Genomic DNA, 4,390 nt, shown 5'->3' with positions numbered 1-4,390 from the left:
TCAGCCACAAAAAAGGACACCGAAGCGTCCTTTTTCATTGAATCAACTTTGAATTGCAGTCGAAATTACAAACCAGCGTCAGCGCGTAACGCCTCAACCTTGTCTGTACGCTCCCAAGGGAACTCATCGCGACCAAAGTGACCATAAGCCGCTGTGCCTTTATAGATAGGGCGCTCAAGGTCAAGCATTTGGATTAGACCGTGTGGACGTAAATCGAAGTGACGACGCACTAGTTCGATTAGTTTGTCTTCTTCTAACTTACTTGTACCAAAAGTTTCAACACTGATAGACGTTGGCTCTGCAACGCCGATTGCGTAAGAAACTTGGATTTCAGCTTTGTCGGCAAGGCCTGCCGCAACTAGGTTTTTCGCTACGTAACGAGCTGCGTATGCTGCTGAACGGTCAACTTTTGATGGATCTTTACCAGAGAATGCACCACCGCCGTGACGTGCCATACCGCCGTATGTGTCAACGATGATCTTACGACCAGTAAGACCACAGTCACCCATTGGACCACCGATAACGAATCGGCCTGTTGGGTTGATGAAGAATTTGGTTTTGTCATTTAGCCATTCTGACGGAAGTACTGGCTTGATGATTTCTTCACGAACGGCTTCAATTAGGTCGTTCTGGGAAATAGTGTCACAGTGTTGAGTTGATAAAACAACTGCGTCTATGCCTACTGGCTTGCCGTTTTCGTATGCAAATGTCACCTGTGATTTTGCATCAGGGCGCAACCATGGCAATGTACCGTTTTTACGAACTTCTGCTTGGCGCTTAACTAAGCGGTGTGAGTATTCGATTGGTGCCGGCATTAAAACGTCAGTTTCGTTACATGCGTAACCGAACATTAAGCCTTGGTCGCCCGCGCCTTGCTCGGCTGGGTCTTGACGGTCAACACCTTGGTTGATGTCTGGAGATTGTTTACCAATGGTGTTTAAGATAGCACATGAATCTGCATCAAAGCCCATGTCTGAATGAACATAACCAATTTCACGAACGGTATTTCGAGTTAGCTCTTCGATGTCTACCCAAGCCGATGTAGTGATTTCACCACCGACCATTACCATTCCTGTTTTTACGTAAGTTTCACAAGCAACACGTGCTTTTGGGTCTTGTTCCAAAATTGCGTCTAACACTGCGTCAGAAATTTGGTCTGCAATTTTATCCGGATGACCTTCAGATACAGATTCTGATGTGAATAAATGTTTTGCCATTAAGCCACTCTCTAGGTTTTGAAAAATTTAGTCGGGTAATTTTAAGCCATAACGGGTGCTTTTGCCTAATACTTTTTTACGCCTAGACGTCTAAACTGACCAGTTATGTTTACAGCCCTTGGTTTTTGTCTATTTGGCGCACAATTTATTAATAACTTGTTACATGTTGAGAATTAGCTTTTAGGCCTTTATTTGTTATAAATAGCGCTCTAATCAAGAGATCTAATAACAATTACAGGGAGCTACTTCGAATGAAGTTATTTGCCACTGGTCAAAAATCAAGATTTACCAAAACAGTGATAGCGTCAGCTATGTTTGTTGCACTGACGGGCTGTTCTGCGACTCAATCTTCAACTGCACCAGAAGTTGCTGTTGCTAATGCAAAAATGGAATTTGTGCGCAGTGTAGAAGGTATTCAAGAATACACTTTATCTAATGGTATGAAAGTGTTGTTGTATCCAGATTCTGCACAACCAAAAACGTTAGTTAATATTACCTATCGTGTCGGTTCGGTTCATGAGAACTACGGCGAAACAGGTATGGCGCATTTGTTAGAGCATATGTTGTTTAAGGGCTCTACAAGCTATAAAGACATTGATAAAGAATTTAATAAGCGTGGTATGCGTGTTAACGCGACGACGTGGTTAGACCGCACCAACTATTTTGAGTTGTTTGAGTACGATGAGAAAAACTTGGAGTGGGCATTGGGTATGGAAGCGGACCGTATGGTTAACGCGACCTTTACCGAAGAGCAATTAGAGTCTGAAATGACGGTTGTTCGCAACGAGATGGAACGCGGTGAGAACAATCCTTTCCGTATGCTCTCTTCACGTTTGGCTTCGACGGCATATTTGTGGCACAACTATGCCAATTCAACGATTGGCGCTCGCTCAGACGTTGAAAACTTCCCATTTGATAAATTACGCGCGTTCTACAAAAAACATTACCGTCCAGATAATGCCGTTTTGACACTTGCTGGCCGTTTTGAAAAAGACAAGGCTATCGAGTTAATCGAAAAAACATTTGGTAAATTAAAGCAACCAGAAACACCAATCGAGCCGCTTTATACGGTTGAACCGACACAAGACGGTGAGCGCGAAGTGAATTTACGTCGTACTGGCGATGTTCCCATGATTGCTGCGACTTATCACGTGCCATCGGCACTTCACGAAGATACGCCTGCAATTCAAGTACTGGCGAAAGTATTGTCTGACAGCGCACGTGGCCGTATGCAGAAGAAAATGGTTGAGCCTGGTATTGCAACGGGTGCCTATGCGTATTCTTACCTATTAAAAGATCCTTCAACGTTTACTGTTTTGGCTCAGGGTATGAAAGGCACTGATACGGCTGAAATGGAATCGGTTCTTATTTCGATGGTTGAAGACCTGAAAAACAACAAGTTGACCGCTGATGAAGTTGCGACAGCGAAAGCAGCAATTTTGAAAGACACAGAAGAGTCGCTTCGAAATGTAACCGGCGTAGGCATGGAATTGTCAGAGTTTATTGCGATGGGTGACTATCGTTATATTTTCTATTTCCGTGATTTAGTCGAAAAAGTAACGGCAGAAGATGTACAGCGCGTTGCTGACAAATACTTTGTTTCGAGTAACCGCACGATCGGGCGCTTTATCCCAACCAAAGATCCTGTTCGTGCGGAGATCTCAGAAGCAAAAGATATTTCTGAAATCTTAGCTGATTATAAAGGCCGTAAAGAAGTTGAAGCTGGTGAAGTTTATGACAACTCAGTTGAAAACGTATTAGCGCGTCTACAAGAATTTGAGTGGAAATCTGGCACGAAAGTCAGTGTTTATCCTAAGAAGTTACGTGCCGGTGAAGTTCATATCGCAATGACCTTCCCAGTGGGCAACAAAGAAGCATTAAAAGGTTATGAAGCTGACTTTAAAATGCTTGGTGGCATGCTATTCAGCGGTTCAAAAATGTATAGCAAAGAAGACATCGCTTCTAAACTTGATGCCTTAAAAGCATCGGTATCTGTTTCAACGCGCACGCTAGGTGAAGTAAATGTGTCGATTAAAGGTGTGAAAGAAAACCTTGCTGAGACGCTTACTTTTGTTCAAGAAATTATGAGCAACCCTAAGTTTGAAGAGTCAGAGATTGAGATTGACCGCAAAGCGTTGATCACTCGTCTAGAAATGAACCGCAGTGAGCCGCGCGCCGTCGCTCTTCGCGCATTGCAAAAAGCATTAGATGGCACAGAAAAAGGTCACCCATTAGCGTTTAAATCGCTTGATGAAGAAATCGAAGGATTGAAAGCGGTAAATCAAGACCGTTTGAAAATGTTGCACAAGTCATTGTTTGACTCGAGCAATGGCTATGTTGCGGTAGTAGGTGACGTTGAACCAGCTGCTATTTCAAACGATTTAGAAGCGCGTTTTGGTGGCTTTAAAGGTTCGAAAGAATACGTCGAAATGAAAACTGAGTACAATGATGTATCTGGCCTTGATATGTGGCTTGAAACACCAGATAAAGCCAATGCTCAATTATTCATTGCTCACGTTGTTGACCTAAACCCACAACACCCTGATTATCACGCGGCGTACATTGCCAACCAAATCTTTGGTGGTAGTGGTTTTGCCTCTCGTTTGATGCAGCGTATTCGTGTTAAAGAAGGTTACAGCTACGGCACTGGCTCTGGTCTTGGTCTTCAGTACGACGAAGAACGCGGTATGTTCTATATGTCAGCAATTGCGGCACCGGAGAACATGAAGCTAGTCGTTGAAGCGTACAAAGAAGAAGTACAGAAAGTTCTAGACAATGGTTTCAGTGAAAAAGAAGTAAAAGATGCCATCGACGGGGCGCTTAAGTCACAACGTGTGACTTGGTCAAACGAAAGCTATATTGCTCGTATGTTAAATGGTAACAAGAAAATGGATCGCGATATTCGTTGGTTCAAAGAGTACCAAGACAAACTGCAGCAGCTTAACGTTGAACAAGTCAATGCAGCGTTTGCTAAGCACATCGCTCGCAAAGACTTAAATGTATTTGCTGCTGGTGACTGGGCGAAAGTGAAAGAAGCTCAGAAGTAACTCAGTTTTAGCAGCTTAGACTTTGTCATAAAAAGTCAAAAGGGCTTCGGCCCTTTATTCCTCTTAAAGTGAGTTGTCAGCCTCGAGTTTAATCCTGATTTAAACTTGGGGCTGATAAACCACTAT

General features: G+C 43.3%; 2 protein-coding genes. One reads left to right on the top strand and one right to left on the bottom strand.

From position 1 onward, the window contains the following. Nucleotides 1–65: 65 nt before the first annotated feature. Nucleotides 66–1,217 carry a methionine adenosyltransferase gene (metK, locus tag AC4E96_RS13885; protein ID WP_488034218.1) on the bottom strand — a complete coding sequence of 384 codons (1,152 nt, stop codon included), beginning with the start codon at nucleotides 1,215–1,217 and terminating at the stop codon, nucleotides 66–68. Nucleotides 1,218–1,468: 251 nt separating this feature from the next. Here metK and AC4E96_RS13880 point away from each other — a divergent pair, with 251 nt between their 5' ends. After that, nucleotides 1,469–4,264: a M16 family metallopeptidase gene (locus AC4E96_RS13880; RefSeq protein ID WP_490256251.1), complete on the top strand. Its 2,796-nt coding sequence runs from the start codon at nucleotides 1,469–1,471 to the stop codon at nucleotides 4,262–4,264. Nucleotides 4,265–4,390: the final 126 nt, after the last annotated feature.

This window comes from Psychrosphaera sp. (assembly GCF_982872775.1).
Note: the sequence above shows the minus strand (reverse complement) of the source record. Positions and strands in the feature narration are given on the sequence as shown.